Annotated in this window: 23 protein-coding genes; 10 read left to right on the forward strand and 13 right to left on the reverse strand. The window is 68.3% G+C overall.

The window, feature by feature from the left end; translation table 11 throughout:
- Window positions 1-127: 127 nt before the first annotated feature.
- The 3 genes from AC06E9_RS06150 (at window position 128) to acuI (ending at window position 2,404) form a co-directional block, all read left to right on the forward strand.
- Window positions 128-772 carry a TetR/AcrR family transcriptional regulator gene (locus tag AC06E9_RS06150; protein WP_478055699.1) on the forward strand — a complete coding sequence of 215 codons (645 nt, stop codon included), beginning with the start codon at window positions 128-130 and terminating at the stop codon, window positions 770-772.
- Between the two features lie 172 nt (window positions 773-944).
- The gene (locus AC06E9_RS06155; RefSeq protein ID WP_193222746.1) at window positions 945-1,331 is read left to right on the forward strand and encodes a lysozyme inhibitor LprI family protein; all 387 of its coding nucleotides are present in this window, start codon (window positions 945-947) and stop codon (window positions 1,329-1,331) included.
- Window positions 1,332-1,417: 86 nt separating this feature from the next.
- Window positions 1,418-2,404, forward strand: coding sequence for an acrylyl-CoA reductase (NADPH) (gene acuI, locus AC06E9_RS06160; RefSeq protein WP_461769961.1), 987 nt, complete (start codon window positions 1,418-1,420; stop codon window positions 2,402-2,404).
- Window positions 2,405-2,417: 13 nt separating this feature from the next.
- On the opposite strand, the gene AC06E9_RS06165 is transcribed toward acuI, so the two are convergent.
- The 3 genes from AC06E9_RS06165 to AC06E9_RS06175 all read right to left on the reverse strand — a co-directional run bounded on the left by AC06E9_RS06165 (window position 2,418) and on the right by AC06E9_RS06175 (window position 5,437).
- Complete coding sequence (locus tag AC06E9_RS06165) at window positions 2,418-3,725, reverse strand: chloride channel protein (protein WP_478049683.1); 1,308 nt, start codon at window positions 3,723-3,725, stop codon at window positions 2,418-2,420.
- A 107-nt stretch (window positions 3,726-3,832) separates the two neighbouring features.
- The gene (locus tag AC06E9_RS06170) at window positions 3,833-4,363 is read right to left on the reverse strand and encodes a nuclear transport factor 2 family protein (RefSeq protein ID WP_478055700.1); all 531 of its coding nucleotides are present in this window, start codon (window positions 4,361-4,363) and stop codon (window positions 3,833-3,835) included.
- A gap of 3 nt (window positions 4,364-4,366) precedes the next feature.
- Window positions 4,367-5,437, reverse strand: coding sequence for an aldo/keto reductase (locus tag AC06E9_RS06175; protein ID WP_121037068.1), 1,071 nt, complete (start codon window positions 5,435-5,437; stop codon window positions 4,367-4,369).
- Between the two features lie 158 nt (window positions 5,438-5,595).
- Here AC06E9_RS06175 and AC06E9_RS06180 point away from each other — a divergent pair, with 158 nt between their 5' ends.
- Window positions 5,596-6,480, forward strand: a complete 885-nt coding sequence (locus tag AC06E9_RS06180) for an AraC family transcriptional regulator (RefSeq protein WP_121037066.1) — start codon at window positions 5,596-5,598, stop codon at window positions 6,478-6,480.
- Window positions 6,481-6,580: 100 nt separating this feature from the next.
- Here AC06E9_RS06180 and AC06E9_RS06185 read toward each other — a convergent pair whose 3' ends face one another.
- From AC06E9_RS06185 to AC06E9_RS06225, 9 genes are all read right to left on the reverse strand, one after another.
- A complete protein-coding gene (locus tag AC06E9_RS06185) occupies window positions 6,581-6,736 on the reverse strand; it encodes a hypothetical protein (protein ID WP_167390404.1) in 156 nt (51 codons plus the stop codon).
- 70 nt (window positions 6,737-6,806) lie between these two features.
- Complete coding sequence (locus AC06E9_RS06190; RefSeq protein WP_461769958.1) at window positions 6,807-6,929, reverse strand: hypothetical protein; 123 nt, start codon at window positions 6,927-6,929, stop codon at window positions 6,807-6,809.
- Window positions 6,926-7,693 (reverse strand): YggS family pyridoxal phosphate-dependent enzyme, encoded by a 768-nt coding sequence (locus AC06E9_RS06195; RefSeq protein WP_121037064.1) that lies wholly within the window; start codon window positions 7,691-7,693, stop codon window positions 6,926-6,928. The genes AC06E9_RS06190 and AC06E9_RS06195 overlap by 4 nt, the downstream gene beginning before the upstream one ends.
- Before the next feature lie 111 nt (window positions 7,694-7,804).
- The gene (locus AC06E9_RS06200) at window positions 7,805-8,311 is read right to left on the reverse strand and encodes a hypothetical protein (RefSeq protein WP_121037061.1); all 507 of its coding nucleotides are present in this window, start codon (window positions 8,309-8,311) and stop codon (window positions 7,805-7,807) included.
- Between the two features lie 111 nt (window positions 8,312-8,422).
- Window positions 8,423-11,524 (reverse strand): error-prone DNA polymerase, encoded by a 3,102-nt coding sequence (locus AC06E9_RS06205; protein ID WP_478055701.1) that lies wholly within the window; start codon window positions 11,522-11,524, stop codon window positions 8,423-8,425.
- Complete coding sequence (locus AC06E9_RS06210; protein WP_121037057.1) at window positions 11,521-12,936, reverse strand: Y-family DNA polymerase; 1,416 nt, start codon at window positions 12,934-12,936, stop codon at window positions 11,521-11,523. Before AC06E9_RS06210 ends, AC06E9_RS06205 begins: the two co-directional genes overlap by 4 nt.
- A gap of 9 nt (window positions 12,937-12,945) precedes the next feature.
- Entirely contained in the window at window positions 12,946-13,563 is a 618-nt protein-coding gene (gene imuA, locus AC06E9_RS06215) for a translesion DNA synthesis-associated protein ImuA (RefSeq protein WP_088433373.1), read from the reverse strand.
- A gap of 256 nt (window positions 13,564-13,819) precedes the next feature.
- A complete protein-coding gene (locus AC06E9_RS06220) occupies window positions 13,820-14,254 on the reverse strand; it encodes a VOC family protein (RefSeq protein ID WP_070425312.1) in 435 nt (144 codons plus the stop codon).
- Window positions 14,176-15,513, reverse strand: a complete 1,338-nt coding sequence (locus AC06E9_RS06225) for an MFS transporter (RefSeq protein WP_478055702.1) — start codon at window positions 15,511-15,513, stop codon at window positions 14,176-14,178. Before AC06E9_RS06225 ends, AC06E9_RS06220 begins: the two co-directional genes overlap by 79 nt.
- A gap of 74 nt (window positions 15,514-15,587) precedes the next feature.
- Between AC06E9_RS06225 and AC06E9_RS06230 the strand changes: the two genes are divergently transcribed.
- Together AC06E9_RS06230 and AC06E9_RS06235 are read left to right on the forward strand one after the other, a co-directional pair.
- A complete protein-coding gene (locus AC06E9_RS06230) occupies window positions 15,588-16,031 on the forward strand; it encodes a winged helix-turn-helix transcriptional regulator (protein WP_478055703.1) in 444 nt (147 codons plus the stop codon).
- 268 nt (window positions 16,032-16,299) lie between these two features.
- Window positions 16,300-19,119, forward strand: a complete 2,820-nt coding sequence (locus AC06E9_RS06235; RefSeq protein ID WP_478055704.1) for a beta-glucosidase — start codon at window positions 16,300-16,302, stop codon at window positions 19,117-19,119.
- A gap of 38 nt (window positions 19,120-19,157) precedes the next feature.
- On the opposite strand, the gene AC06E9_RS06240 is transcribed toward AC06E9_RS06235, so the two are convergent.
- Window positions 19,158-20,054, reverse strand: a complete 897-nt coding sequence (locus AC06E9_RS06240) for a LysR family transcriptional regulator (RefSeq protein WP_461769955.1) — start codon at window positions 20,052-20,054, stop codon at window positions 19,158-19,160.
- A 106-nt stretch (window positions 20,055-20,160) separates the two neighbouring features.
- Here AC06E9_RS06240 and AC06E9_RS06245 point away from each other — a divergent pair, with 106 nt between their 5' ends.
- The 4 genes from AC06E9_RS06245 to AC06E9_RS06260 all read left to right on the forward strand — a co-directional run bounded on the left by AC06E9_RS06245 (window position 20,161) and on the right by AC06E9_RS06260 (window position 25,868).
- Window positions 20,161-21,516 carry an MFS transporter gene (locus tag AC06E9_RS06245; protein ID WP_478055705.1) on the forward strand — a complete coding sequence of 452 codons (1,356 nt, stop codon included), beginning with the start codon at window positions 20,161-20,163 and terminating at the stop codon, window positions 21,514-21,516.
- A complete protein-coding gene (locus AC06E9_RS06250) occupies window positions 21,513-21,908 on the forward strand; it encodes a hypothetical protein (RefSeq protein WP_121037046.1) in 396 nt (131 codons plus the stop codon). The genes AC06E9_RS06245 and AC06E9_RS06250 overlap by 4 nt, the downstream gene beginning before the upstream one ends.
- Window positions 21,909-22,006: 98 nt before the next feature.
- Window positions 22,007-23,902 carry a CocE/NonD family hydrolase gene (locus tag AC06E9_RS06255; protein WP_478055706.1) on the forward strand — a complete coding sequence of 632 codons (1,896 nt, stop codon included), beginning with the start codon at window positions 22,007-22,009 and terminating at the stop codon, window positions 23,900-23,902.
- Between the two features lie 94 nt (window positions 23,903-23,996).
- On the forward strand, window positions 23,997-25,868 hold the full coding sequence (locus AC06E9_RS06260) for a hypothetical protein (RefSeq protein ID WP_478055707.1): 1,872 nt from the start codon (window positions 23,997-23,999) through the stop codon (window positions 25,866-25,868).
- Window positions 25,869-25,878: the final 10 nt, after the last annotated feature.

Consider the following 25,878-nt stretch of genomic DNA (forward strand, 5'->3'; position numbering starts at 1 on the left):
GTCGGGTTCACGGAAGGAAGGGGGCCGGCGCAGTCTGGGTGTGCGAAATGACAGGTGAATGACCGTTCATTCATGCCCGGGTTTGCCGTACCATCGGTGCTCAACTGGACGCCATCTACGACAAGCAATGACGCTTCCCCCCCTATCCGGCGCCCCCGCCGAAGACGCTGCAGCCGCGCGTGCCGAAGTGCAGCGCCAGCGGATCCTGGACGCCGCGCAGCGCTGTTTCATCGCCCGCGGCTTCCATGCCGGCTCGATCAGCGACATCGCCGCGGAGGCGGAGATCAGCCAGGGCCTGATGTACCGGTACTTCGAGAGCAAGCGCGCGCTGATCCTGGCCTTGATCGAACGGCAGCTCGCCTACGACCAGGATGCGATCGGCCATATGCCGGCGGCGGCCGATCTGGTCGACGGGCTGCTGCGCTGCTATCAGCTGTGGGCGCGGGGCGAAACGCTGGAAACCCGTGGCAATGCCATCGCCAATGTGGCGCTGTATGCGGAGATCACCGCCGAAGCGCATCGCGATCCGGTGATTGCCGAGGTGCTGCGCCGGCACGACAGGCAGACCAGTGCGGCGATCACCGCGTGGTTGCGGCAGCACGACATCGCGCGCGGCCGCACGCCCGAAGACGCCGACCTGGAGCGCCGCACGATATTGATGCGGCTGCTGGTGGAGGGCCTGGCGATGCGCGCGGTACGCGATCCGGATGTGGCCGCCGACACCGTGCGGGCGCTGCTGACGGCCTCGATTGCAACCGTGCTGGGGGAGTAAGCGCAGTCACGTGGATTTCACGGATCGGCGCGGTTAATCCGCCCGTGGCGGTCTCCCCGCTGTCCCGTGTGGAGCGGATCCAATGCGCATGCTTCCTTCGCTTCTCCTTGTCTGCGCACTGGCCCCGGTGGGGGCGACATGCGCCCAGGCACCCAAGGCGGCTGTCAGGGCCGTGGCGTCACCGCATACCTCCGATGGCATGGCCTGTGACAGCCCGAACCAGTCGCAGGCCGGGCTCAACCAATGTGCCAGCAACAGCGCGCAGCGCGCCGATGCCGAGCTCAATCGGATCTATGCCAACGTGCTGGCGCTCAATGCTCAGGACCCCGTTTTCCTGGAGCGGTTCAAGGCAGCGCAGCGCGCCTGGCTGGTGTTCCGCGATGCCCAGATCGCGGCGCGGTATCCGTCTCCAGACGACTATGGGAGCGTTCTGCCGATGTGCCAGAGTGGCGACTACGAGCAGCTGACCCTGGATCGGATCAAGCAGCTCAAGGCCTGGGTTGCCGGGGTCGAGGAGGGTGACGTGTGCGCCGGGTCCTATTCCATGAGCGGGCGCTAGCCGGGGCCGTTTAACGCCTCGGTACGGCCAGGTGCGCACACTGGTTCTGTCTGCACTGTCCCTCATGCACCCGAACCGGAGATCCCATGTCCTTCAACGCCCTCCTTGCGACCAAGACCGGCGATACCATCGCGGCCGGTCTCGTCCAGCTGACCGAGCAGGATCTGATGCCCGGCGACGTCACCGTTGCCGTGGAGTACTCCACGGTGAATTACAAGGACGCCCTTGCGCTGAGCGGCCGTTCGCCGGTGATCCGCACCTTCCCGCTCATTCCCGGCATCGATCTGGCCGGTGTGGTTGAAACGTCCACCCACCCGGGTTTTGCGCCGGGCGATCGCGTGCTGGTCAACGGCTGGGGCTTGAGCCAGACCCACCATGGCGGCTATGCGCAGAAGGCGCGGGTGCCAGGCGAGTGGCTGGTGAAGATTCCCGCGGCGTTTTCCAGCCGCGATGCGATGGCGGTCGGCACCGCCGGTTACACCGCGATGCTGTCGGTGCTGGCGCTGGAGCATGGCGGCGTGTCACCGGATCAGGGCGACATCCTGGTCACTGGCGCGAACGGCGGTGCCGGGTCCATCGCGATCGCACTGCTCTCCACGCTGGGTTACCGGGTCGTCGCGTCAACCGGCCGGCTCGAGGAATCCGCCTATCTCAAGGAACTGGGTGCGGCAGAGATCATCGACCGCGCGACGCTGTCCGAGGCCGGTGCGCCGATCGCCAAGGAACGCTGGGCCGGTGCGATCGACGCGGTGGGCAGCCACACGTTGGCCAATGTGCTGGCGCAGACGCGCTACCGCGGCGTGGTGGCGGCGTTCGGGTTGGCCCAGGGTGCGGATCTGCCGGGTTCGGTGCTGCCTTTCATCCTGCGCAACGTGACGCTCGCCGGCATCGATTCGGTCAACGCGCCTTACGCCGCGCGCGAGCAGGCCTGGACGCGCCTGGCGGCCGATCTGGACCTGGGCAAGCTGGCGCGCACCACCCAGATGATCGGTCTGGCCGAGGTGCCGGCGCTGGCCGACCAGGTGCTGCAGGGGCGTGTGCAGGGCCGCACCGTGGTCGACGTCAACGCGTGATCCAGTCGCGGCACTAAGGCGGGTGGGGGCCCGGCAGCTGCTTGACCAGCTGTTCGGCCATGGCCTTGTAGATCGGCACGCGGCACACCAGGCCGGAGACGCCGCGCGCGACCAGCACGGTGGCCAGGATGGGCAGCAGCATATCGCTGCTGTCGGTCAGCTCCAGCGAGATGACCGCCGAGGTCAACGGTGCCTGGGTGACGCCGGTCAGGTAGGCACACATCCCCAGCAGCACGAAGATGCGTTCATCGACCGAAGGCATGAGGGCGGCGAGGTTGTGGCCGAGCCCGGCGCCGACGGCCAGGGCGGGCGAGAACAGGCCGCCGGGAATACCGGCGACGTAGGAGACCAGATTGGCGACAAGCTTCATCAGCCCGAACTCGTGACCCACCGAGGGTGCTCCCTGCACCAGCCCCTTGGCCTGCTCGTAGCCGGTGCCGAAGGCCCCTGCGCCAAACGCTGCGCCCAGCAGCACCAAGGCGAGCCCGCACAGCGCCGCCAGCAGGACCGGATGGCGCTGGCGCAGCGTGCCCAGCCAGCGTGGTCTGCCTTCCATGGTCAGCAGCACGGCTTTGGCGAACAGGCCGCCAAGCAACCCCGCGGCGGTGCCGCACAGCACGATCGCCAGCCAGGCCTGCCCCAGCGGCAACGTGGCACTCACCTTGCCGAAGTACGTGTAGTTGCCGAGCAGGCCCAGCGACACCACGCCACCCACGATGACCGCGGTGAGCAGCGTGCCGGAGAAGCGGTGCTCGAAGCGGCCGCTGAGCTCTTCGATGGCGAATACGATGCCCGCCAGCGGCGTGTTGAACGCCGCCGCGATGCCGGCTGCGCCGCCGGCGAGCAGAAAGTGCGACAGCTCTTTCGGATCGCGGAACCCGAACCATCGCCCGAACATGTACATCACGCTGGCACCGACGTGCACGGTAGGGCCCTCCCGGCCCACCGAGGCGCCCCCGAGCAACGACAGCGTGGTCAAGGCGAGTTTGCCTGCCGATACGCCCAGCGAGAGATTCACACGCCGGAACGTGGGCGTCGGGATCTCCAGGGCCGCGATCACCTGCGGAATCCCGCTGCCGCGGGTGGGCTTGAGCGCGCCACTGGTCAGCCACGCCAACAGCGCGAACACGGTTGGGGTGAGCAGCAGCGCCCACCAGATCGAATAGGCGATGATCGACTGGAAGACCCGGAAGGCCGCATCACTGGCCTTGGCAAACACGATCGCGACCAGGGCGACAGCCACGGCACCGCCCCACAGGGCCGCACGGCGCTTCCACGCATCCCTGGACAGGAGAGGGCGTTGAGGGTCTGGCGAGGTCATGGGGCGGATTATCCCACGGTGATTCGCCGGTCCTTTTCACCCAATCTGTCGGTTTGCGCTTTCAAACGCGGGTGCCAGCGCGGTGCCAGTGCAGGCACGCTGCGGGTTCACGTGCCGGGGGGGTCCGTGCCGGGCAGGCGGTGGATGACAGCGTCGTAGGGAACAAGGTCGAGGAAGGCGGTGACGTCGACCGCCTTGCCCGCGCGCATCCGGAATATCCAGACGTAGTCGTTGCGATACGGCCTGCCGTCCCGGGCCACCGCGTTGCCGGCCCACTGGATGATCACATGCTCGCCGTCCGCCCAGATCTGTCGGGAGGTCGGGCGGACCGGCGTGCGTAGCCGGCTGACGAAGGGAAGCACCGCGCGGGCGATGAAGTCCTCCCGCCCGCGGTAGGTGCCTGAGCTCGGGCTGGAGCCGGCGATCGTCCACACGACCTCGGGTGCGAGCACTTCGTCGAAGAACGCCGTGCCACCGGCCGCCCATCGATCGAAGGCCTCGGTCACCACCTGCTTGTTGTGCGCCGTGTGCGGCAGGGTGGCTTCAGCCGCCGCGGCGACCGGGATCAGTGGCCCAACGGCGAGCGAGGCCACCGTGATGGCCATGGCGAGCATCCCGCCAAAGGGAGAGGTTGCCATGGCTTATCTCCGCCCGCTCAGCGTGGCGGTGCCGAAGATCAACTGCTGGGCCATCGGCCGGCCGATGAAGCGGGCGGGGAAGATCGGTGCCGGTGCACTGGCCTCATCCAATCGGGCCAGATGCGCCTCGCTCAGCACGACGGTGAGGGCGCCGAGATTGTCTTCGGCCTGCGCCACGGTGCGTGCGCCGATGATCGGCGAGACCACCGCGGGGTTGGCCAGCGTCCAGGCAATGGCCACCTGCGAGCGCGTCACGCCCAGTTCCTCCGCCACGTCACCCACCACTGCGGCGATTGCCAGCGAGCGTTCGTTGAGATGACCGATCGAGGCGATCACCCCTTTGCGGCTGCTTGCCACGTCCGCACCATTTTCGTCGGAGAGATCGGCGCGGGTGTACTTGCCGGTCAGGATGCCACCCCCCAGTGGCGACCACGGCAGTACCCCCAAACCCATCGCCTTGGCCATGGGCATGAGTTCGTGCTCCACGGTGCGCTCGACCAGGCTGTACTCGATCTGCAGCGCGATCAACGGCGACCAGCCGCGCAGGTCCGCCAGGATCTGCAGTTCGGCGACGCGCCACGCCGGGGTGTTGCAGATGCCCAGATACTGGACCTTGCCGGCGCGGACGAGATCGTCCAGCGAGCGCATCACTTCGTCCGGGCGGGTGGTGAAGTCCCAGGCGTGTACGTACAGCAGATCGATGCGATCGGTATCCAGCTGGCGCAGGCTGGCTTCCACCGAGCGCACCAGGTTGTAGCGGTGGTTGCCGCCGGCATTGATGTTGGCCGGGTCGCGCGCCATGGTGAATTTGGTGGCCAGCACCAGCCGGTCGCGCTGGGCCTTGGCGAAGCGGCCGAGGATGCGTTCGGCGGCGCCGTTGGTGTAGTTGACCGAGGTATCGATGAAGTTGCCGCCGCGGTCGACGTAGGCATCGAAAATCCGCTGGGCTTCAGCGTCATCGGCGCCCCAGCCCCAGTCGGCGCCGAAGGTCATCGTGCCCAGCGAGAGGGGGGAGACGCGCAGCCCGGAACGGCCGAGCAGGCGGTAGTGATCAAGCGAGGCAGGGGACGTCATGCGAAGGATCTCCGGGGCGGGCAGGCGGTGCCTGCGTGGGCTCCCATTGTTCTGGCGCGTCGCGTTGACCCGGTAGCCGGGTCCTCCGGCATGCTTGCACGATCGTACAAACACGACGGATGATGTCGACCTGTCCTGCCGCGCCCATGGAGACCTGCATGGCCCCGCTCGCGTTGTTCCGTGATGCCATCGCCCGGCATGCACCGCGCGATGGCACCTTCGCGTGCCGGCTGCCCGGGGTGAAGCTGATCCGTTGCAGCACCGCGACGCTGCCCATGCCGGTGATCTACGAGCCCACCGTGTGCTTCGTCGCCCAGGGCCGCAAGCGTGCCCTGCTCGGGTCGAGCGTTTACTACTACGATCCGACCCGTTATCTGGTGGCGTCGGTCGGGCTGCCGGTGATGGGCTCGGTGATCGAGGCGACCGCGACGCAGCCGTATCTGAGCCTTCAGGTCGATCTCGATGCGGCGGTGCTGGGCGAGCTCGCGCTGCAGTATCCGCAGCCTGCCGGCGAGCCAGCGGTCGCCGCGGGCCTGGCGCTCGACACGATGACACCCGGGCTGCTGGATGCCGCCACGCGGCTGGTCTGCTTGCTGGATTCACCGGACGACGCCGAGGCGCTGGGGCCGCTGGTGCTGCGCGAGATCCTCTATCGGCTGTTGACCGGCCCCAACGGCAGCGTGCTGCACGCGATCACCCGCGGCGACAGCCGGCACGGCCAGGTTGCCCGCGCGATCCTGTGGATCCGGGCGAATTTCCGTGGTGTCTGGCGTACCGATGAGGTGGCGCGCGTTGCGGGCATGAGTCGTTCGAGCTTCCATGCCCATTTCAAGGCGGTCACGGCGATGAGCCCGCTGGACTTCCGCACACAGTTGCGGATGCAGGAGGCGCGCCGGCTGATGGTCAATGACGGTCTGGATGCGGCCGATGCCGGCCACCGGGTGGGCTATGAGAGCCCCTCACAGTTCAGCCGGGACTACTCACGGCTGTTCGGCATGCCACCGGCAACGGACGCGCAGCGGCTGAGGTTGGCGGAGGTGTGAGCGTGCCGGTGCTCGCGCGATGACATCGGGAGGAGCTGCGGGACACCGTGGTGTGGCCGCAGTCCCATGATGCCCGCGATGTAAGCGAAGGTGCCGCCGGTCAGACCGGGGCGAAACCGCGGGTGGTCTTCTTTTCGTTCTTTTCCGCCTTCTTTTCCTTGGCGGTCTTGGCAGGTTTCTTCTTCTGCTCTTTCTGTTTGTTCAGGCCTTTGGCCATGGCGACGCTCTCCAGGTGGGTTGCAACGGAGGCGAGCATGGCACATCCGGTGTCGGCCGGCGCATCGGCGTGCGGTGGGTGCGCTGAAGTGAACCCGGGGTGCGGCCGTTCATGGCGCAGGCATATCCCGATAGGCCGCCTCGCTGCTCAGCACCTTCAGTCCATCCGGACCACCGTGCAGCCGCCGCTGCTCACCGACCGCCTGCTGCCATTGCAGGCGATAGCCGCTCATGTCGGGGTCGGCCAGTAGACACTGTCCGGTGTCGAACGCGCACCGAAGATGGCCTGGCCCACGCGTACCACGGTAGCGCCTTCTTCGATGGCGATCTCGACGTCACCTGACATGCCCATGGAGAGTTCCTCCAGGCTGACGCCCGGCGGCAGGGTGGGGCGCAACCGGTCGCGCAGGTCGCGCAGGCGCGCGAAGCACGGGCGTACCTGTTCCGGATCCGGCGAGAACACCGCCAGGGTCATCAGCCCGCGCACGCGCAGGTTGGAGAAGGCCGGCAGCTGCTGCACGAAATCGGCGACCTCGATCGGGTCCAGACCGTATTTGCTGTCCTCCCCGGAAGTGTTGACCTGCACGAACACATCCAGCGTGCGCTGCTCCAGTTCCAGCCGCTGATCCAGTGCCTGTGCCACGCGCAGGCTGTCCAGCGCCTGGAACTCGCTGGCGAAGCGTGCGACGTCACGTGCCTTGTTGGTCTGCAGGTGGCCGATCACCGACCAGCGCAGGCCGGGCAGGTCGGCCATCGCCGCGGCCTTGCGCTGGGCTTCCTGCACCTTGTTCTCGCCCAGCTCATGGCAGCCGGCCTCCCACGCCAGGCGCAGGCGGGCCTCATCGACGGTCTTGCTGACCGGCAGCAGGCGCACGCTGGCCGGGTCGCGGCCGGCCAGTGCGCAGGCGCGGGCGATGCGTTCGCGGACCATCGCCAGGTTGTGGCGGATCTCGTCGACAGTGGTGGCCTGGGGCCAGGTGGGGGCAGCGATGGGCATGGGGAGCTCCGGAAGCGGGGACGGCTGCGGCGCGTCGGCGCGCCGGCAGGGCGGTCCCATGACACCGGACAGGTTGTCATAGCGCTACCCGAAAATCACCGCCCGCCGATGTCAGGGCGCCGCAGCGGCGTTCGGGCTGACGTAGTGCGTCTGTTCGTCGTCGTTGAGGAAGATCAGTTCCGGTTTGCCCTGCCAGGAGGTCAGCATCGCGCCGGTGCTGTTCTGGTGCTTGACCACCAGGGTGGCGCCGCGATCCGGGTTGGCGGTGACCTTGAATACCTCGGTGGTGCCGGTGGCATCATCGAGGGTGAGGATGGCCTCGTCGCCGACATCGGCGGTGCCGTAGCCGCCACGCTCGGAGCCATCGGCGCCCAGCAGGATCAGGCCTGACAGCGGTGACGCGCGCGGCCCCTGGGTGACGCCCTTGGTGAGCGGATCGGGGACGGGGGCGCCGAGAATCACCCGCGCCTGGCCACTGGCATCGCGGATCACCAGGCCACGGGCGGTGATGACACGCTCCTCGGACTGGCTCTGGTGCAGGCGCAGCGCGGTCCAACCGGAAACGATCAGGGCGAGGCTGGAAACGACCAGCGTGGTGATGGTCAGCGCGCGCGACATGTGGCTCTCCGGATCCTTGGAAGGCTGCGACCATACCGGATAGGGTATTCACGACACCAGTCGGAAAAGTCTGGAATTACATTCAGAGCGTGAGGTCGGTCACGGGATGGCTCAGCGGAAATCGCGGCTGTGGGTACGCACGCCGTCGATCAGGGGGTCGATGTTGTGCATCTGGCGGACGATCAGGTGCTGCACGCCGTCCACGCGTTCGAGCCGGCCGTCGATCTGCATCAGTTGCGCTTCAACCAGTACGCGATGCTGGCGGTCGGCGATCTTGCGCCAGACCACGGCGTTGACCATGCCGCATTCGTCTTCCAGGGTGAGGAAGGTGACCCCGCTGGCGGTCTGCGGGCGCTGGCGCATGCGCACCAGCCCGGCAAAGCGCACGCTGCGCCCGTGCGGCAGGGCGGCCAGTTCGTCGGAGCGGTGGCAGCGGCGCTGGCGCAGCTGGCTGCGGATGAAGGAGACCATGTGCCGGCCCAGCGTGGTGCCGGTGGTGTTGTAGTCGGCCTGCATGTCCTCGAACGCGCTGGGCAGCGGCAGCGGGACGGCGGCCTCGGTGGTGGCGCGGGCAGATTCGAACAGCGGCAGCGGCTTTTCCACGCCGGAGACGTCCCAGCGTGCACGATGGCGATGGCCGCTCAAGCCCTTGAGTGCACCGGCATCGGCCAGCAGGCCCTGGTGGCGACGGTCCAGCTGCGCGCGCTGGCTCAGGTCGGCCACGCTCTCGAAAGGCGCGCGGTGGCGCGCCTGCACCACGCCGGTGGCGACCGCCTCGCTGAAGCCATCGACCAGACGCAGGCCCAGGCGGATGCCGAACGGCCGGCCCGGCGAGGTGGGCGGCACCAGCGTGCAGTCCCAGTCGCTGTAGCGTACGTCCACCGGCAACACCGGTACGCCGTGGCGACGCGCGTCCTGCAGGATCTGGTCCGGGGTATAGAACCCCAGTGGCTGGCTGTTGATCAGGCTGGCGGCGAATGCGGAGGGGTGATGGCACTTGAGCCAGCAGCTGACATAGGTGATTAGCGCGAAGCTGGCCGCATGGCTTTCCGGGAAGCCATAACTGCCGAACCCTTTGATCTGCTCGAACAGGCGCTCGCCGTATTCGCGGCTGTGGCCCCGGCTGGCCATGCCGGTGAGCAGCTTGTCGCGGTGCGGCTCCAGCCCGCCGTGGCGCTTCCACGCGGCCATCGAGCGGCGCAGCGCGTCGGCTTCGCCGGGGCTGAAGCCGGCGGCGGCGACCGCCAGCTGCATCACCTGTTCCTGGAACAGCGGCACGCCGAGGGTGCGTTTGAAGACCTTCTCCAGCTCGGGGGGATAATCGACCTCTTCGATGCCTTCTTCCTTGAGCTTCTTCCGTCGGTTCAGATAGGGGTGGACCATGTCGCCCTGGATCGGGCCGGGGCGCACGATTGCCACTTCGATCACCAGATCGTAGAAACAGCGCGGCTGCATGCGCGGCAGCATCGCCATCTGCGCGCGCGACTCGATCTGGAACACGCCCAGGGTATCGGCGCGGCAGATCATGTCGTAGGTGGGCTCATCACCAGGGGGAATCTTCGCCATGCTCATCTTCGGCTCGCCATGCGCTTCCAGCATCGCCAGGCATTTGCGCACGGCGGTGAGCATGCCCAGTGCCAGGCAGTCGACCTTCATCAGCCCGGTGACATCCAGATCGTCCTTGTCCCACTGGATCACGGTGCGGTCGGCCATGGCCGCGTTCTCCACCGGCACCATCGTGGACAGGGGATGTTCGGAAATCACGAAACCGCCCGGGTGCTGGGACAGGTGGCGCGGGAAGTCGACCAGTTCGGCGGTCAGCGCCACCACCCGCCGCATCAGCGGGGTCTCCGGGTCGAAGCCGCGCTCGCGCAATGCCTCCGGCAGCGGCTCGTGGCTGCTCCAGCGGTCCAGGCAGGCGGCCAGTTCGTTGACCTGGTCTGGCGGCAGGCCCAGCACCCGGGCCACATCGCGCACCGCGCTGCGACCCCGGTAGCTGATCGCCACCGCGGTCAATGCGGCGCGTTCGCGACCGTAGCGGTTGAACACGTACTGCAGCACTTCCTCGCGGCGTTCGTGTTCGAAGTCGATGTCGATGTCCGGCGGCTCATCGCGTTCGGCGGAGATGAAGCGCTCGAACAGCAGCGCCATCTCGCTGGGGTCGATCTCGGTCACGCCCAGCACGTAACACACCGAGGAATTGGCGGCCGAGCCGCGGCCCTGGCACAGGATCTGCTGGCCGCGCGCGAAGCGCACGATGTCGTGCACGGTCAGGAAGTACGACTCGTACTGCTTGGTGTGGATCAGCGCCAGTTCGTGTTCGATCTGGTGGCGTTGCTGGGGCGTCTCGCCCGCGGGCCAACGCCATTGCATGCCTTCTTCCACCAGCACCCGCAGCCAGCTGGCCGGGTCGTGGCCGGCCGGCACCAGTTCGCGCGGGTAGGTGTACTTCAGTTGTTTGAGATCGAAGTGGCAGCGCTCGGCGATGCGCACGGTTTCGGCCAGCAGCTCGGGCGGGTACAGCGTGGCCAGGGCCTGGCGGGTACGCAGGTGGCGCTCACCGTTGGGAAACAACCGCCAGCCAGCTTCGCCGAGCGTGCAGTGGTGGCCGATCGCGGTGAGGGTGTCCTGCAGCGCGCGGCGGCGGCGCACGTGCATGTGCACATCGCCGCTGGCCACCAGTGGAATGCCCTGGTCGCGGCCGAAACGACGCAGCCGTTGCAGGCGCGCACGGTCGTCGGCCTCGCGGTGCAGTTCAACCGCCAGCCACAGCCGCTGCGGAAAGCAGGCCTGCAGCCACTGCGCATCCTCGATGCCCGGGGTAGGGTCTGCCCACAGGCACAGCAGGCCGGCGTGCAGCTGTGCGATGTCGCTGCGCAGGCAGCGGTACTCGCCCTTGGGCGCGCGCCGGCGGCAGGTGGTGATCAGCTGGCACAGCGCGGCGTAGCTGCCCTGATCGGTGCACAGCAGCACCAGTTTCGGGCCGTCCTCCAGCTGGAATTCGGCCCCGGTGATCAGGGGCAGTGCGTGCTTCTTCGCGGCCTGCCAGGCGCGCACGATGCCAGCCAGCGAGCACTCATCGGTGATCGCCAGCGCGTGGTAGCCCTGGCCTTTGGCACGCGCGAACAACTCCTCGGCGATGGACGCGCCGCGCTGGAAACTGAAGGCCGACAGGCAATGCAGTTCGGCGTATCCGGGCAGCGGTGCGCTCATGCGAACCAGCCATGCAGCATGAACGGTCCGCTGCGTGCATCGGCGGCGGTATAGGCCCAGCCGCGCTGGCCTTGCGGCGTTTCGATGACGTAATAGTCGCGGCGGATGTCGCCGGCATCCCACCAGCCCGATTCGATCCGCTCCGGCCCGGACAGGATGCGCAGATGCGGATCCTGCAGCGCCTGCGGCTGGGCCAGCAGCCAGCCCGGGCGCATCGGCAGCACCGGGGGCGGGGGCTTGGGCGCGCCCTGGGCGTCACCGGTCGCGTGTTCGGGCCGATGGTCGGCGCGCAGCCCCAGCCCTTGCACGGCGTCATCGCCGAGCCGGGCGCGCAGGCGCTCGCGCAGCTGTTCCCACGGCATTGCCTGCTGCGGGCGCGGGTCGAACAGATCGCGTGCGGCCGGGACGAACGGCGGCAGTTGCTCCGCCTGCAGGCGCAGGCCGCGGCTGCCCGCTGGCAACTGCAGATGATCCACACGGTTGCGGGCCAGCTCGAACAGCATCGCCGGTTCGCGCTCGGGCGCGAGCAGGCCGATCGAGAGGCGCGTATCGGGGTGGTGTTCGTGTTCGAACCACAGATCGAACTGCAGCACGCCGCCATCGCGCGAACACAGGAACGCGGCCAGATCGGCGGTCAGGCGCCGCAACGGGAACAGCATGGCCTGGGTGGACTCGACCTCGTACTCGAACTCGATGCGCGCATCGAAGCGGTCCGGCGGCTGGAAATAGCGCAGCGGCGGCGTGCTGATCCCGCGCAGCGCATCCAGGTGCGCCAGTACCTGCGGCGGGAAGCGCCGGGCCAGGCTCTCGCGCGGCAGGCCGAATGCCGCGCCCAGTGTGCGCAACCCCGAGCGCGCCAGCACCGTGACCGCCTCGGCCGGCAACCCGCTGCGTTCGATCGGCACCTGGGCCAGGGCCGCCTCCACCTGGTGCGCAGCCACGCCGAGCCGGCCATGCACGCGGGCCAGTACGCTGGCGGCATGCGGATTCGGTGCGGCCACCAGCCGGTGGCGGAAACCCAGTTCGGTCAGGCCACGGGTGAGCCGCTGCTCGACCTCCGGCCAATCACCGAACAGCGCGCGGCTGGCCCGGATCTCCAACGCCAGCGCGTGCGGGAAATCCAGGCTGACCTGCGAGCTGATGCCGTACAGCCAACTGGCCAACAGCTGGCGGGTGGCCTGTTCGGCGCGCGGGTCGTATTCCACGGTGAGCATGTCGCGGGTGAGCACCTGCGCAGCTGAGAGCAGCATGCCGCGGCGCAGCCCCAGCTGCCGCGCCGAGGGACTGACCGCATGCAGCACGCGCCGCTGCGCCGGGCCGGTGACCAGCACCAGCGGCGCGGCCGGGTCCGGTTGCTGGCGCAGGGCGGCATCCAGCGCCAGGTGCGGCAGCAGCAGGCAGGCCCAGTCCACGGCGGCCGCTCAATGGGCCACGGCCAGCGGCAACGGCTGGGCCGGTGCCAGCCCGCCACGGCATTTGAGGACACGCACCTGGCCATCGTCGAGCTGCAGGCGCAGCGCGGCCGGGGAGGGGTTGCGCGCGTGCCGGGCATCGCGGAAGGAAAACCCCAGGCACTGGCCGGTTTCGGCCGCCACCTGCAGCCGGCGCAGCGCGCGGTCATCGGCCTGTTGCGGCCAGCACAGCACCGCCGCGCACGCGGCCGAGCGCAGGCATTGTTCGGCGGCCCACAACGCATCGCGCGGGCTGGCCTGGACCACCTGCACCTGGTTCAGCGCCAGCCCGGCGCGGGCCCACGCCGGGGCATGCGGCAGGTGCGGCGGGGCGATCAGCACCACGGTCTGCTGTTGCTGGCTCAACCGCGCCAGCGTCGGCCAGACCAGGGCCAGCTCACCGACCCCGGGCGAGGCCAGCAGCACCTCCGACAGCGCCGAGGGCGGCCAGCCACCGCCCGGCAGGCGGGCATCCAGCGCCGGGTGGCCGGTCGGGTGCGGGGCCACCTCCGGGAAGGCCGCACGCGGCTGCCCCCGCCAGACCCGGCGGGTTTCCAGCAGCCGGTCCAGGGCCAGCACGGCGCCCATCAGCGGGCCTCCCGGCAGGGCTGGAGCAGGTGGAAACGGGCAGGAAACAAGGGCATGGCGGCGAGTATCGGCAGCACGCGTGTCAAAGGCTGAGACCGACAATCCTACCCGCAATTAGTAAAAATGCTAACGAATTCGGCGGCCGGATTCCGAACCGGTTGGGGGTGATGAATGCTTCAGGAGCGCGGAATGGCAGCGCGCCAGATGGGATGGCCACGCGCGTGATGGAGGGCATCCACGCATGGCGTGGATCTACTCAGCGCCCCTGCGGATCGGGCCGGTGGTGCACGTACTCGACCACGGTGCCGTCCGGATGCACGGCGTTGAAGGCCGCCCCGGTGGGCACGACCTGCAGTGGAAAGATGATCTGCGCCCCGGCCGCCACCAGCCGGTCGTAATAGGGCTGCACGTCATCCACCAGCAGCGTGCCGGTGGTGGAGGTGAACGGGGCCAGCTTGTCCGGCGCGCCCTCGATCAGCAGGAACGCCCCGACCATCGCCAGGCGCAGGCCGGCCTCGGGGAACGGAAAGCCCGCATCGGCGACCACGCCCTGCAACTGCTCGTAGAACGCCACCCGTGCTTCCAGTTCGCCTGGGCCGACGAACACCCGGATCAGCACCCGCGGGCTGCGTTGCCGGGAGGTGTCGTTGCGGTCGCGCCAGAGTTGATCGAAGTGGCGGTGTGGGGGCATGCGGCGGCTCCGGGACGTGAGCGCTCATTATCGAGCCGCGATCCGCCCGGAACCGGGCAGGCCTCATGACCACCGGTGATGGCGTGATAACCCGGCATCGCCCACCAGGCCAGCAACGCCAGCAGCGACACACCGGCACCCGCCGTGCAGACCCCGGGCCAGCCGAACGCGGCATACAACGCACTGCCGGCCAGCGCCCCCAGCCCACTGCCGGCCGCGTAGAACAGCATGTAGGCGGCGATCACCTGCGCCTGCGCATGCGGGGCTGCGGCCAGAATCCGGCTCTGGTTGGTCACGTGCAGCGCCTGCACTGCCATATCCAGCAGCAGCACGCCGAGCACCAGCCAGCCCAAGTGGTGGGGCATCGCGGCGATCGGCAGCCAGCTCAGCAGCATCAGCCCCAGGGCGCCGGTGGTCACCCGCCCGGCATGGCCCCGGTCACTCCAGTGCCCACTGCGTGCCGCCGCCAATGCACCGAGCAGCCCGACCAGCGCGAAGGCACCGATGGCGGTGTGCGTGAGCGCATACGGCGGCGCGCCCAGCGGCAGGCTCATGCTGCTCCAGAACAGGCCGAACACGGTGAACAGCAGCAGGCCCAGCACGCCGCGCTGGCGCAGCACCGGCTGTTGCCGCAGCAAGGCGATCAACCCGGTGCGTGCGGTGGGTGGCGTCGCCACCGGCAGCCGTGGCAGACGCGCCCACAACAGCGCGCCCGTCACCATCATCAGCGCCGCCGAGAGCAGGTACACCGCCCGCCATCCGCCCAGATCGGCCACCGCGCCGGCCACGACGCGTGCCAACAACAACCCGACTACCACGCCCGCCTGTGCGGCGCCGACCACGCGGCCGCGCTCGTGCCCGCCTGCAGCGGCGGCGGCATAGGCGATCAGCCCCTGGGTCATCGCGGTGCCGAGCAGGCCCACCGCCAGCATGCCCAGCAGCAGGCTCCAGGCCTGCGCGGCCAGCGCGACGGCCAGCAGGGCCAGCACCAGGCCACCGGTCTGGATCGCCATCAGGCGGCGGCGGTCCACGCGGTCACCCAGTGGCACCACCCATAGCAGCGCCGCCACCGACCCCAGCTGGGTGGCGGCGATCACCGCGCCGATGCGGGAAGTGCTGATCTGGAGATCGGCGGCCAGCGCGTCCAGCAAGGGCTGGGCGTAATAGACATTGGCCACGCTCAAACCGGCGGCGCAGGCGAACAGCATCAGCAGGGCGGAGGGGAGGCGGGAGGCAGGGGGTCGGGCGATGATCGCCATATGTAGTCTCAAAATAGAACCAGTTGATTCTGGGGCATGTGGTTCTAAAATGAAACCTAGAAAGGAGGCCGCTCATGACAACCGATGCCACTACCCCCTGCCCGGTGGGGCGCGCGCTGGATCTGGTCGGTGACCGCTGGTCGCTGCTGATCGTGCGCGAAGCTTTCGACGGGGTGCGCCGCTTCAGCGATTTCCAGCGCCGCCTGGGAATGTCGCGCAGCATGCTGAGCCAGCGCCTGCAGGCCTTGCTGGAAGCGGACGTGCTGGCGCAGCAGCCGCTGGGCGAAGGCCGCAGCTATCAGCAATATGTGCTCACCGAGCGCGGTCGCGCGCTGTTCCCGCTGGTGGTGGCGCTGCGCCAATGGGGCGAGGCCTTCCTGTTCGCACCCGGCGAGCCGCGCTCGGTGCTGCAGGCCGACCGCGATGGGCAGCCCTTGGCCCCGATGCAGCCGCGCGACCAGCGTGGGCAGGTGGTTGAGGGCGCCGACACCCGGGTGATGAAGCCGCTGTCGCCCTGATTTCGCGCGGGTTGCGGTGTCTCAAATGTAAGCATCCTGTTGACAGGGATGAACACGCTCGCCCACTCTTCCGGGGTGGGGCGCCGGTCACGGGCTCCCGGGTGGTGCGGCTGTCACGACGGGCGGAGGGGCCTGGACGTAGTCGTCATCGCCTTGCGTTGTAAACGGTTCCGCGTGCCCGCGCGTGGTTCCCGCCGACATGGCGCTGCACCCTTCTGCGGCAAGACTCCCTGGATTTATTGCGCAAGCAAAGGTGTTTCGTCCGCTCATGAAAACGATTTCAAAGCCCCTGGCCCTGACGGCCGCCATCGCGCTCTCGCTGAGCGCTTCCGCCTGGGCTGCTGCCCCGGCCGCCGCCACCGACGCGTTCACCGTGCTGACCCTGGAACAGACCCCGGGTGAGCTGGACGCCGCCGTGGTCGCCGCGCAGCTGGAGCAGCTGCAGGTCGATGCAGTGACCGTGCGCAACGTGGAGCGCCGTGCCGACCGCGTGGATCCGCTGCAGGGCCTGGCCGATGCGCTGGGTTATCACTATCGTTTCGTGACCGCCGATCCGGCCGCCGCGCAGCAGACCGGCAGCGTCGTGCTCACCCGCCTGCCGATCGAGGCCGAATCGGGCACCGAGCAGCCGTCGCTGAATTACCTGCGCCTCAACGATGGCCGCCACGTGGTCGCGCTGTACACCAGCGCCGCCGATGCGGCGGCACTGCCCCCGCTGGTCACCGGTTCGCGCCTGGGCGCGCCGGCCGTGCTGCTGGGCGCGGTCAGTGCCGATGCAGCCACCACCGCAGGCTTCGATCCGTCGCGCGTCGCGCTGGAAGCCAATGAAAGCTACTTCAGCGATGGCTTCCAGTCCGCCACGTCGGCGGCGATCAAGCTGCGCACCCATGACGGCAAGAAGGGCACCACCGCCGCCACGCTGCTGACCCTGGGGTATGCCGCGCCGGTCGGTGGCGACACGCCGTGGATGGACACCGGCCTGAACGCCGATGCCCGTGCCAAGGCGCTGGTCGCGCAGATGACCGTGGATGAGAAGTTCCAGATGCTGCACAGCTACTTCGGGCTGGGCAAGGATGGCGGTCCGCTGCCGGAAGGCGCGGTCGGTTCGGCCGGTTTCGTGCCGGGCGTGCCGCGCCTGGGCATTCCGGCGCAGCAGTCGGCCGATGCCGGTGTCGGCGTGACCAATCCGGGCGGCCTGCGCAAGGGCGACCACGCCACCGCGATGCCGTCCGGCCCGTCCACGGCCTCCAGCTGGAACCCGGATATCGCCTTCGCTGGCGGTGCCACCATGGGTCGCGAAGCCTGGCAGCAGCGCTTCAACATCCTGTTGGCCGGCAGCGTCAACCTGCAGCGCGATCCGCGCAATGGCCGCAACTTCGAATACGCCGGTGAAGATCCCCTGCTGGCCGGTGTGCTGGTCGGTGAGTCGATCCGCGGCGTGCAGAGCCAGCATGTCATCTCCACGATGAAGCACTTCGCGCTCAACGACATGGAGACCTCGCGCAATTTCCACAGCGCCGAGATCGGCGAGCAGGCGATGCGCGAATCGGACCTGCTGGCGTTCGAGATCGCCATGGACATCGGTAAGCCCGGTTCGGCGATGTGCTCGTACAACCGCATCAACGGCACCTACGGCTGCGAACACGATTACCTCATGAACGAGGTGCTCAAGCAGGAATGGAAGTTCCCCGGTTTCGTGATGTCCGACTGGGGTGGCGTGCACAGCGGCTCCAAGGCGGCGCTGGCGGGCCTGGACCAGCAGTCGGCCGGTGAAGTGTTCGACAAGGCGGTCTATTTCGACGAACCGCTGCGCCTGGCCGTGGCCGGTGGCGTGGTGCCGCAGGCGCGCCTGGACGACATGGTGAGCCGCATCCTGCGCACCATGTTCGCGCACGGCAATTTCGATCTGCCGCCGGTGCATGAGCCGATCGACGACGAGGCCGGCTTCCACGCCGCGCAGCGCACCGTCGAAGAAGGCAGCGTGCTGCTGCGCAATGCCGATGACCTGCTGCCGCTGGGCAAGGACGTGCAGCGCATCGTGATCATCGGTGGCCATGCCGACAAGGGCGTGATCGGTGGGGGTGGTTCGTCGATGGTGGGTTGGACCGCGCGGGGCACCAATGCGGTGCCGGGCGTGATGCCGACCACCTGGCCGGGCCCGGTGATCTTCCACCCGTCCTCGCCGCTGGAAGCGCTGCGCGCCGAGCGTCCGGATGCCCGCATCGATTACGTGGATGGCCGCGATGTGGCTGCCGCCGCGCGCGCTGCCGCTGCCGCCGATGTGGCCATCGTGTTCGCCACGCAGTGGTCGGCCGAATCGGTCGATCTGCCGCACATGCAGCTGCCGGACAACCAGGACAAGCTGATCGCCGGGGTGGCCAAGGCCAACCCGAAGACCGTGGTGGTGCTGGAAACCAATGGCCCGGTCGAGCTGCCGTGGCTGCAGCAGGTGCCGGCCATCCTGCAGGCCTGGTACCCGGGCATCCGGGGCGGTGAAGGCATCGCCGCGCTGCTGACCGGCAAGGTCAATCCGTCCGGTCGCCTGCCGGTGACCTGGCCGACCGATGTCAGCCAGCTGCCGCGCCCGCACGTCAACGGCCTGGGCTTCAATCCGAAGAACAAGCCGGATGACACCATCGACTACGACATCGAAGGTGCCAACGTCGGCTACAAGTGGTTCGCCGCCAAGGGCCTGACCCCGCAGTACGCGTTCGGCCATGGCTTGTCCTACACCAGCTTCGGCTACGACAACCTGCAGGTGGTGGTGGACGGCCAGCGTGTGGTCGCCAGCGTGGACGTGCGCAATACCGGCAAGGTCGCCGGTGCGGATGTGCCGCAGCTGTACCTGCAGCTGCCGCAGGGCAGCACCACCCCGATCCGCCTGATCGGCTTCCAGAAGGTGACGCTGCAGCCGGGCGAAAGCCGCCGTATCCGCATTGAAGCCGAGCCGAAGACGCTGGCCAGTTTCGATACCGCTGCCAAGCAGTGGAAGATCGCCGGTGGGCAGTACGAAGTGCAGCTCTCGCGCGCGGCCAATGCACCGGTGCAGCGCGTGCCGCTGGAGCTGGCCGAGCAGGTGGTCCGCTGAGCTGACTGGCGGGGCACGACCGTGGGTCGTGCCCCCGGTTACCCCGGCAGGTGCTCGCGCAGGTGCGCCAGCAGCAGCCGGACCCGGCGCGAGGGCTGGGTGGTGTTGGGAAACACCGCATACACGCCCTGGCGCGGGAAACGATGACGGCGCAGGATCGGCAGCAGCCGGCCCTGCGCCAGATCGTCATCGATCAACCACTGCGGCAACACCGTCGCGCCGGCCCCGGCCAGCGCGAATGCGCGCAGCGTGGAGGCGTTATCGACCGTGACCACCGCATGGGCGGGGTTGCAGGCAAACACCTGGTCGCTGCCATCGGGCGCCACCAGCGGTAGATCCGCCAAGCGCGGATACCCCAAGCGTGGCAGCGTGCGGATCCAGTCCGGGTCATCGCGCGCGGCATCATCGGGCAGCGTGGACAACAACGACGGCGCGGCGACCGCGCACAGCGCGTGCTCGTCCAGCAGGGTCGCGCGCAGCTGCGAATCCTGCAGGCGCCCCAACCGGATCGCCAGATCGAACCGCTCGGGAATCAGGTCCGCCGGTGCCGGTGAGGTGGACAGGTGCAGGCGCAGCTCGGGATGCAGGGCGCGGAAGGATTCCAGCACCGGCACGACCCGGGCGATCGCATACTCCGGCGTGGTGGTCAGCCGCAGCGTGCCACGCAGCTGCAGCTGTTCGCTGCGGGCCTCCTCGATGGCGAGCTCGGCGGTGGCCAGCAGCGTCGTGCAATGCTGGTAGAAACGCTCGCCGGCCTCGGTCAACGCCAGGCTGCGCGTATTCCGCACCAGCAGGGTCACACCCAGTTCCTGTTCCAGCCGCTTGAGGTTGAAGCTCACCACCGCGCGGCTCTGGCCGAGGCGCTGCGCGGCCGCGGTCAGGCTGCCGGCGTCGACAATCGCCTTGAAGGTCTCGAAGCGGTCCAGGCTGACCATGGCGGTGCGCTGACTGTCAAAAAAGGTTTGACAGTCTGGCATCCGGTAGCCCGTATATCCAGCCGCCGCCAACGCGCATGCTGCCGCCTCGCAATCGGAGCGCCGCATGACATACCGGGCCAAGGTGGAAACGCTGTACCTGCTGGGATTCTCGCTGGACCTGGTGAACATGTTCATCGGTACCGTCGCCTATCCGGCCATCGCCGCCGACCTGCAGGCGTCCGTGCCGCAGCTGGCGTGGATCGGCAACGCCTACATGCTCGGCCTGACCCTGGTGATTCCACTGGGCAGCTGGCTGGCCGCGCGCCTCGGCGAGCGCAGGGTGCTGTGCCTCTCGCTGGCCCTGTTCACCGTGGGCGCTGTGCTGGCAGGCACCGCGCCGAGCATCGAGTGGCTGAACGCGTGGCGCCTGATGCAGGGGCTGGGTGGCGGGCTGTTGATTCCGGTCGGGCAGGCGATGGCCTACCGCGAATGCCCACCGGCCGACCGCGCGCGCTTGACCGCACGCATCATGGCGGTGGCGCTGCTGGTGCCGGCGCTGTCGCCGACGCTGGGCGGCCTGCTGGTCGAATGGGGCTCGTGGCGCGGCGTGTTGCTGGTCAGTGTGCCGCTGGCCATGGTGGCCTTGGCGCTGGCGGCCGCGTGGGTGCGCCCGGGTGCGCCGGTGGCTGTACCGGCGCTGGATCGGCGCGGTCTGCTGTTGGGCTCACTGGGCCTGAGCGTGTTGCTGGTTGCGCTGAGCCTGTTGGCAGAGCCGGGGCAGCGGATGCTCGGCGCGGGCCTGCTCGTGGTCGCCACCCTGGTGCTGGCGTTGTATGCCCGCAGTGCGCGCCTTACGGATCATCCGGTCCTGCAGTGGTCGCTGCTGCGGCATGCCTCGCTGCGGCTGGCGATGCTGATCTATCTGCTGGTGCCAGGTACGTTCATCGGCACCCAACTGGTGGCCACGCTGCTGCTGCATCGCCAGGGCTACGGGGCCGCAGCGATCGGGGGTTTCATGCTGCCGTGGGCGATCGCCTCGGCCTGCGCCATCGCCACCACACGGCACTGGCTGCCACGCATCGGGGCGCGCCCGCTGTTGAGTGCCGGCATGGGATGCCAGGCGGTCGGCATCGCGTTGTTGATCGGCCTACCGGCCAGTCAGCCGTGGTTGCCGGTACTGGCCTTCGCGCTGATGGGGCTGGGCGGGAGCCTGTGCAGCAGCAGCGCACAGACGCTCGCGTTCCAGACACTGGCGGACGCGGAGCTGCTGCCGGGCAGTGCGCTGTGGAATCTCAACCGCCAACTCAGCTTCTGTCTGGCCGCCGCGCTGTTGGCCTGTGTGCTGGCAGTGCTGACCTCCGTGCTGCCAGCGCACGCGTTCCCGCTCACCCTGATGCTGGCGGCGGGCATGAGCCTGCTGCCGATGCTTCTGCTATGGCGCCTGCCGGCGTCTTCCCTTGCCTTGAGAGCCTCCCCATGAATGACACGCTTGCCTTCAACGAGATCCATGACCTGCATGTGCTGATCGAAGACTGGTTCACCGGCCGCTCGCCGGTGGCTGCGCTGGACACGCTGCTGGCCCGTTTCAGCGAGGACTTCAGCATGGTCGGGATCCGTGGCATCCGCCTGGACAAGCCCGCGCTCGCCGACCTCTTCGCCTCCGCCCATGGCAGCCGGCCCGGGCTGCAGATCACGGTCGATGCCATGCAGTACCTGCCGCTCGCGCCCGCCGCCTGCGCGGTGCGCTATCGCGAGGATCAGATCGGCGCGGAGGGCACCGGCCATCGACGTGAGGCCTTGGCGGTTCTCGTGAGCCGCCCGGACGGCACGCTGCGCTGGCAGGCTTTGCACGAAACGGTGGTTGGCGGCTGAATGCGCGAAATGGCCACGGAACAGGCCGATCGGCATCTACCGGCGCAGGCCGCGCGGCGCTAGGCTGCGGGAGTTGCCATCACTGCCGGGAGAGCCCCATGCGTGTGCGTGTAGTGCCAGTTGCGCTGTTGAGTCTGATGGTTGCCGCCAGTGTGTCGGCGCAGACCTCGCCGATGACCCCGGACATCCCCGCCAAGGGCTTCGTGACGCCCACGGCGCAGGACAACTACGACAAGCGCGTGGTGATGGTGCCGATGCGCGATGGGACGAAACTCTACACGGTGATCGTGGTGCCCAAGGGCGCCAGGCACGCGCCGATCCTGCTGACCCGTACGCCTTACGATGCCGCCAACCGTGCCAAGCGCATGGATTCGCCGAACATGCGCGACATCCTGCCGCAGGGGGATGAGGTGTTCGTTGATGGCGGGTACATCCGGGTGTTCCAGGACATCCGCGGCAAGTACGGCTCCGAGGGCGATTACGTGATGACCCGGCCGCTGCGCGGGCCGCTCAACACCACGAAGGTGGACCACGCGACCGACGCGTGGGACACCATCGATTGGCTGATCAAGCATGTACCCGAAAGCAATGGGAAGGTCGGCATGCTGGGTTCGTCCTATGAGGGCTTCACCGTGGTGATGGCGCTGACCAACCCGCATCCGGCACTGAAGGTGGCTGCGCCGCAGAGCCCGATGATCGATGGCTGGATGGGCGATGACTGGCTCAATTACGGTGCGTTCCGGCAGGTCAATTTCGGCTATTTCACCGGTCAGCTGGCCAAGCGCGGCAAGGGGCCGTCCATTCCCAGCGTGGGCTACGACGACTACACGACCTTCCTGCGCGCCGGCTCGGCCGGGGACTACGCCAAGGCCAATGGTCTGGATCAGTTGCCGTGGTGGCACAAGCTGATCGAACACCCCAGCTACGACGCGTTCTGGCAGGAGCAGGCGCTGGACGCGCGCATGGCCAAGACCGAGCTGAAAGTACCCACGATGTGGCTGCAGGGGCTGTGGGACCAGGAAGACATGTGGGGTGCGGTGCACAGCTATGCGGCGATGGAGCCGCGCGACACCGGCAACACGCTGAACTATCTGGTGATGGGGCCGTGGCGGCACAGCCAGGTCAACTACGACGGCAGCAGCTTGGGCGCCTTGAAGTTCGACGGCGATACCGCGCTGCAGTTCCGCCGCGATGTGCTCAAGCCGTTCTTCGATCAGTACCTGGTGGATGGCGCGCCCAAGGCGCAGACGCCGCCGGTGCTGATCTACAACACCGGCGAGAACCACTGGGACAAGCTGCAGCAGTGGCCGCGCAGCGTGGCGCAGCCCAGGCCGCTGTATCTGCGCGCGGGCGGCAAGCTGTCCTTCGAGGCACCGCAGGCAGGTGAGGCCACGTTCGAGGCCTATGTGTCCGATCCGGCCAAGCCGGTGCCGTTCGTGCCGCGCCCGGTCCGGTTCGCCGACCGCGATATGTGGACCAGCTGGCTGGTGAAGGATCAGCGCTTCGTGGATGGCCGGCCGGACGTGCTGACGTTCGTCAGTGAGCCCTTGACCGAGCCGCTTCGGATCGGCGGTGCGCCGCAGGTCAATCTGCAGGCAGCCACGAGCGGCAGCGACAGCGACTGGGTGGTGAAGCTGATCGATGTGTATCCCGACCAGACGCCGTCGACGCCGGAGATGGGCGGCTACGAGCTGTCGGTCTCGATGGCGATCTTCCGTGGCCGGTACCGGGAGAGCTTCAGCGATCCGAAGGCGATCGCGAGCAACCAGGTGCTGGACTATAAATTCGGTCTGCCGACCGCGAACCATGTGTTCCAACCGGGTCATCGGGTCATGGTGCAGGTGCAGTCGAGCCTGTTCCCGCTGTATGACCGCAATCCGCAGACGTTCGTGCCGAACATCTACCTGGCCAAACCGGGCGATTACCAGAAGGCGACGCAGCAGATCTGGCACGCGCCGCAGCAGGCCAGTTTCATTTCATTGCCTGTGTACTGAGCGCCGGAGTATCGCCCGCACGGATGTTGCCGGATGCATTGCATCGCCAAGGGACAGGCGCTAGCGTGCAGCTCCACTTTGCATGATGCGACCGATGAAAAGGATGTTCGTGGTAGGCGCGCTGATGTCGCTGGCAGGCGGCGCGCCGGCGCAGTCGTTCACCGTGCTGGGCAATAGTTTCGGCGCCGAGGCGCTGGTGTCCCTCGATGGCCGCCTGCTGGTGCCGCCCAATGGCGCGCGCATGCATCGGCTGTCCGCCGACCGCTGGATGCGTGCGCAGGGCCCCACCACGCCGCAGCAGTGGTACGACGATGCAGGACGACTGCTGCGTGAGGACCGCGGTTATACCGAGTACCACGAACGGTTCGTGCTGCCGCAGGCCGCACCCGGTGATCCGTTGTGGGAGGCGTTCATCCAGGCCGATGGTGAGGCGGTCGGTGGCCGGGGCGTGGTGGATGCGCTGGGTCAGGTTCGTTTTCCAGCGCTGAAGGATGGCGAATGGGTGCCATTGGCGATACCCGATCGCGTGCTGTGGAACGCCCGCAGTGGTCCGCTGCGCTTCCATGACCTGCGCGGGCGCGCGGTCATGGAACTGGACGAGCGGCAGGTCCAGTGGGTGGCTGGGCCGTTCGCCGGCCGCCACGTGTATGTCGCGTGCAGTGTCCAGGTGCCTGAGCACTGCGACGTGCGGGATGAATCCGGTACGACGCTGTTTTCCGATGACATCGACGCGCTGCTGCCGGTCACCGACGGTGGCTGGTGGCTGCGGCGGGGCGAGCTGTGGCGGCGGGTGGATGCACAGGGCAGGGCGACGGACAGCGCGCGCTACCACCAGGATGGCCTGTATCCCCGTTATCGCCAGTATGGCGGCACTGCGGGCCGGCGCGACTGGCCCGAGCAGGTCAACCGGCATGCCACCGGCAGCGCCGACGACACGCCCGAGCCCGGCTGGCTGATGGCCGACGGACACTTTGCCGCACGGCACGGCAACGTGCGCCTGGACTACTGCGGTGGCCGCTGGCAGGTGCTGGACAAGGAGGGCGTCCGCCCGCCCACCGCTGCCCCGGCCGCGCTGGCGGTAGTACTCGACGAACCCGATGCCGAACAACGGCAGGCACCGCCGTGGCGCGTGCGGCATCCCACCGAGACCGAGACCGCAGCGGTGCTGGACTGCAATGGCGAGGTCGTGTTCGCGCCTTCAGACGTGACCCGGTTCGACGCCGTCGGCACTGGATTGCTTGGAAGGTTCGTCGGCGAATCCGCGCCGCGCCTGTGGTGGGATGGACGCACGGCCTACACGGTGCCTGCCGACATGGCCATCGACGAAAACCACGTCGCCCCGCCCTTGCTGGTGCTCCGGGAGCAGGCCGCCGGCGTCAACCACCTGTACAACCTCGAGCGTGGCCGAATCGTGGGTCGTCCGTTCGAAGGTGTGGTGCGCATGGACGGTGGCCGGGTGGTGTTCCGCCGGGACGGAAAACTGGGCATGATGCTGGCCGATGGCAGCGAACCGGCGCCGCCGGAGAGTTTCGATATCCTGCCCTGGGGCACGGATCGCACCTGGACGCGCCGCTATCTGGACGGGGGCGATGAGGAACTGGTCCTGCTGGAGGCCAACCATCAGGTGCTGCTACGACGACGCCTGCTGTTCAGCGGCGTGGAGCTGCAGTCCACCTGGCAAGGGGATGTGGAAAGCCAGCCGCTGACGCTGGTGAATCTCGGCACGATGCGCTTTGCCGATGGCGAATACTTCGTCCAGCAATGGCTGGACCGCGACGGACAGGTGCTGCTCAGTGACATCAGCTGCCCGGCACCCGGCAATGGCCCGCCCTCGAAGGGGAAGGGCGTCCTGCTCGGGCGCGGGTGGCGCGTGGACAGTGTGCCCACGCGCCCCTGCAAGCTGCCCCGGGCGCTGCTGCCGGTGCTTGCCGGCGGCGATGTGACCGATGCGATGCGCGACCGGTAACCGCGCGCGG

The organism is Stenotrophomonas sp. Steno-Z10-BAI (assembly GCF_056393115.1).

Bases quoted from the DNA above. Each gene is read 5' to 3' on its own strand.
- AC06E9_RS06250 (WP_121037046.1), top strand. From the start codon at position 21,513: ATGAATGACACGCTTGCCTTCAACGAGATCCATGACCTGCATGTGCTG.
- AC06E9_RS06230 (WP_478055703.1), top strand. From the start codon at position 15,588: ATGACAACCGATGCCACTACCCCCTGCCCGGTGGGGCGCGCGCTGGAT.
- AC06E9_RS06255 (WP_478055706.1), top strand. From the start codon at position 22,007: ATGCGTGTGCGTGTAGTGCCAGTTGCGCTGTTGAGTCTGATGGTTGCC.
- AC06E9_RS06185 (WP_167390404.1), bottom strand. From the start codon at position 6,736: ATGCTCGCCTCCGTTGCAACCCACCTGGAGAGCGTCGCCATGGCCAAA.
- AC06E9_RS06180 (WP_121037066.1), top strand. From the start codon at position 5,596: ATGGCCCCGCTCGCGTTGTTCCGTGATGCCATCGCCCGGCATGCACCG.
- AC06E9_RS06200 (WP_121037061.1), bottom strand. From the start codon at position 8,311: ATGTCGCGCGCGCTGACCATCACCACGCTGGTCGTTTCCAGCCTCGCC.
- AC06E9_RS06165 (WP_478049683.1), bottom strand. From the start codon at position 3,725: ATGACCTCGCCAGACCCTCAACGCCCTCTCCTGTCCAGGGATGCGTGG.
- AC06E9_RS06195 (WP_121037064.1), bottom strand. From the start codon at position 7,693: ATGCCCATCGCTGCCCCCACCTGGCCCCAGGCCACCACTGTCGACGAG.
- AC06E9_RS06175 (WP_121037068.1), bottom strand. From the start codon at position 5,437: ATGACGTCCCCTGCCTCGCTTGATCACTACCGCCTGCTCGGCCGTTCC.
- AC06E9_RS06150 (WP_478055699.1), top strand. From the start codon at position 128: ATGACGCTTCCCCCCCTATCCGGCGCCCCCGCCGAAGACGCTGCAGCC.
- acuI (WP_461769961.1), top strand. From the start codon at position 1,418: ATGTCCTTCAACGCCCTCCTTGCGACCAAGACCGGCGATACCATCGCG.
- AC06E9_RS06220 (WP_070425312.1), bottom strand. From the start codon at position 14,254: ATGCCCCCACACCGCCACTTCGATCAACTCTGGCGCGACCGCAACGAC.
- AC06E9_RS06205 (WP_478055701.1), bottom strand. From the start codon at position 11,524: ATGAGCGCACCGCTGCCCGGATACGCCGAACTGCATTGCCTGTCGGCC.
- AC06E9_RS06235 (WP_478055704.1), top strand. From the start codon at position 16,300: ATGAAAACGATTTCAAAGCCCCTGGCCCTGACGGCCGCCATCGCGCTC.
- AC06E9_RS06170 (WP_478055700.1), bottom strand. From the start codon at position 4,363: ATGGCAACCTCTCCCTTTGGCGGGATGCTCGCCATGGCCATCACGGTG.
- AC06E9_RS06190 (WP_461769958.1), bottom strand. From the start codon at position 6,929: ATGAGCGGCTATCGCCTGCAATGGCAGCAGGCGGTCGGTGAGCAGCGG.
- AC06E9_RS06240 (WP_461769955.1), bottom strand. From the start codon at position 20,054: ATGGTCAGCCTGGACCGCTTCGAGACCTTCAAGGCGATTGTCGACGCC.
- AC06E9_RS06225 (WP_478055702.1), bottom strand. From the start codon at position 15,513: ATGGCGATCATCGCCCGACCCCCTGCCTCCCGCCTCCCCTCCGCCCTG.
- AC06E9_RS06245 (WP_478055705.1), top strand. From the start codon at position 20,161: ATGACATACCGGGCCAAGGTGGAAACGCTGTACCTGCTGGGATTCTCG.
- AC06E9_RS06260 (WP_478055707.1), top strand. From the start codon at position 23,997: ATGAAAAGGATGTTCGTGGTAGGCGCGCTGATGTCGCTGGCAGGCGGC.
- imuA (WP_088433373.1), bottom strand. From the start codon at position 13,563: ATGGGCGCCGTGCTGGCCCTGGACCGGCTGCTGGAAACCCGCCGGGTC.